Genomic DNA, 3,022 nt, shown 5'->3' on the forward strand with positions numbered 1-3,022 from the left:
AGTGCCGCCGTTGAGCGCCACGGCAGTGCTGAAGGTGCTGCCGCCGCCGGCCAGTTCTGCGGTGGGCCCGCCACCGCCTCCGCCGCCCCCTCCCCCACCACCGCCGCCACCACAGGCCGCGAGGGTCAGGGTCAGTGCCGCGATGAGCCCCGGAAATAACATTCTGTAGCGGTTCATGATGACGTCTCCTTTTGCGGTTTGAGTCTGCATGAAAGAATTTTCCCTTTATCTACTTTGCAATCGCTGATCTTCTCTGTCGTTCTCTACCCTGCCCTGCCGCTCACGGCTGGTAGTGGAAGTTCGGGTCGCCGCCCTCGTTCAGGAACGGCCGCAGCGGCGGCAATCCCTGGGCCGCCCGGCCGGGGGCACCGACGGCCGGGATCTCGCGCAGGTTGTCGGCGAGCAGCCGGGTGCGTTTGGGGTTGCCGGGAACGCTGCTCACATGCCCCTCGGCCACGAAGAGCTGCGGATGGTCGAAGGGGGCCGACTCCTGGCGCACCCGCTCGTCGGTCAAGGCGAGCAGGAAGTCGACCAGCGCCCGCTGTTCTGCCTCGTTGCCCTTAAGGCCGTTGAGGTCGACGATGAACGGATCGAGGTCAGCGATGTTCGCATCGTGGAAATTGCCGCCGCGGGTGTAGAAATCGACCACCTGCATCAGGGTCGCCATCCCGCCGTTGTGCATGTAGGGACCGGTCAGCTCGACGTTGCGCAGGGTCGGCGTCTTGAAATTGCCGTTGACCGCCGTCCGGGTGATGGTGCTCAGGTTGGGGGGGCAGACCAGCGGCGGGTTGCCCAGCAGGTCGGGGACGCATCCCTGGTCCGGAACGAAACGGGTATCGAATGTCAGGGTACCCGGCGCATTGCCGTTGGCAATCTGCCGCTGCCGGGAGAAGGCGAGCGGGTTGCCGAAGGGGTCGTTGCCGCCGCGGCCGAGATCGGCGGCCGTCGGGGTGACGCCGATGTTGTAGAAGCCGATGTCGTAGGTCGCCGCGCCGCCGTTCCCCATGTTCATGGTTTCGACGACGCCGGGCTCCTCGGGATTTTTGGCCATGCTGACGGTGGCGGAGGTGAACTCGGCACCGACGTGACAGTTGAAGCAACCGATGCCGCCCGAGAGGAAGAGGGTGAGGCCGCGCTGGGCGCTCTCCGACAGGGCGGCGAGGTTCCCTTCGGCGAAGCGGTCGAAGGGCGTATCGTCGGACACCAGGGTCGCCTCGTAGAGCTGCACCGCCAGTCCGAAGAAGAGGGAGAAGTTGGCCTCCATCTGGGTGAAGCCGCCGGTCACCGTGCCGGCGCCGTCCCAGAACTCATTCACGAAGGAACCCTGGATCATCGCCGCGTAGGTGGTGGCCAGGCCCTGCCCGCTCGGATGGCGCAGGGGGCCCAGACGGCTGTCCTGGGGATGGACCGCCTGCTTGGCCAGGGGGCGCAGAGAGAGCATCTTGCGGCCGATCTCGGGCCAGGAGCGGCCGGCCCAGGACATCTCGGTTGAGTCACCCGGCGGTCCCACGGCCTGGGAAGCGAGGCTGGCATTGTCGAGCTGGTTGGCCGGGTCGTCGGCATTGACCAGGCTGAGCGGAGTCAATGCTCCTCCGCTGTTCAGCCAGACGGTGGCATCGGCGTCCTGCACCCCGAAGGGATTGACGCCGTTGAAGTTGTGGTTGGCGCGGCCGTCCCAGAAGTTGGCGAAGTTGAAGACCGCGTTGATGATCGTCGGCGAGTTGCGGCCGGTGACCTGGCGGACGTTGCGGCCGTTGCTGGCGAAGGGGGTATCGCGCAGAGTTCGGCCGCGGTCTACAGCCTGTCCCTCGGTGATGCCGACCAGTTGGGTGCGCGGCACCCCTTGGGCGCCGACCACGTCGTCGACGCTGCGCAGGACGGCCGGGTCGTCGGGGTCAAGGCCGCCGGTGCCGCGGTCATCGGGGTTCACCATCTGGTGGAAGGGGAAGTCGGCGGTGGTAAGCGTCCCGTTGGGGCCTTTGACGTCGAACACGCCGTTGGCACCGAACCTCAGGGTGTTCTTGGCACGGTTGTCGGTGCCGGCGTGAAAGTGGCAGCTGGCACAGGCCATCAGCCCGTCACTGCCGAGCTGCATGTCCCAGAAGAGCGCCTTGCCCAGGCGAATGGCGGCATCCTTGTCCTTGACGAAGCGGGCCAGGTTGGCCGGCTCGGGAACCGGGACGGTTTTGAGCGATGACGAGGGCGCAACCTGCGCCTGCGCCTCGCGCACCGCGGTGGCCGGCAGCAGCACGGCCAGCAGCGCCGCCGCAAAGGCCAGCGACATCGTGCCCGGGTTGCGCATCCATGACTTCATACGATTCTCCCTTGGTGGGTGTTGCATGTGCACATTTACTGTTTGAAAAAAACTGTATCGGTCCGTAGGGGCGAGGCGCTGCCTCGCCCAGGGCGACCCAGCGGGTCGCCCCTACACCGACATCCGTCAGCGCACCTGCAGCGGCACGCCGAAGGTCGAGACGCCGTTGGCCGAAGTCCCGCTCACACTGGGTGCCAGGCCGCCCGGAGCAAAGCGGGATTTCCCGCGGAAGGTCCAGGTGCCGTCCGCGGCTACCGGCGCGGTGCCGATCTGCGGCCGGACGAACAGACCGCTGAGCTCGCCCGTCGGGTTGGCGCCGGTCACGACGCGGACGTGAGCGTTGCCGCTGTTGATGGCGTTGATGGCGTCGGCAAAGCTGGAAATCCCCTGGGCCGGCCGCGGCACCAGATTGAAGTTGCTAAGGGTGCCGCTAACGGTGCCAGTGAAGGTGCCCTGGACAAAGCTGTTGAAGAGCTGGAAGAACGCCGAGCCGGTCCCCCCCGGCGGGCCGGTGTGGATGTTGATCGCGGTGATGGGGGTGGCGGGAAGGGGATCGACCTTCACCTGGAATTCGATGCTGGTTGGGCCGGTCACCCGCAAGGCGACGCTGCCGGTGGCCTCGGAAACGACATCCAGCGCCGGGGCAAGCGCCGCCCTCGGCCCGCCGAAGAGGGTCACGCTGTTGGCGGTGGGGTGGGAGGTGGTGCC

2 protein-coding genes are annotated in these 3,022 nt (G+C 67.0%); both read right to left on the bottom strand.

Going from position 1 to position 3,022, the window contains the following annotated elements:
• Nucleotides 1–280: 280 nt before the first annotated feature.
• Nucleotides 281–2,314 carry a cytochrome c peroxidase gene (locus tag VD811_02305; GenBank protein ID HXV19806.1) on the bottom strand — a complete coding sequence of 678 codons (2,034 nt, stop codon included), beginning with the start codon at nucleotides 2,312–2,314 and terminating at the stop codon, nucleotides 281–283.
• A gap of 126 nt (nucleotides 2,315–2,440) precedes the next feature.
• On the bottom strand, nucleotides 2,441–3,022 hold a 582-nt coding region (locus VD811_02310; protein ID HXV19807.1), incomplete at its 5' end, for a CHRD domain-containing protein.

The sequence above is a fragment of the Desulfuromonadales bacterium genome (genome assembly GCA_035620395.1).
GTDB lineage: Bacteria > Desulfobacterota > Desulfuromonadia > Desulfuromonadales > DASPGW01 > DASPGW01.

Excerpts from the sequence above, each read along its gene's own strand:
- VD811_02305 (HXV19806.1), bottom strand. The coding sequence starts at position 2,314 with ATGAAGTCATGGATGCGCAACCCGGGCACGATGTCGCTGGCCTTTGCG.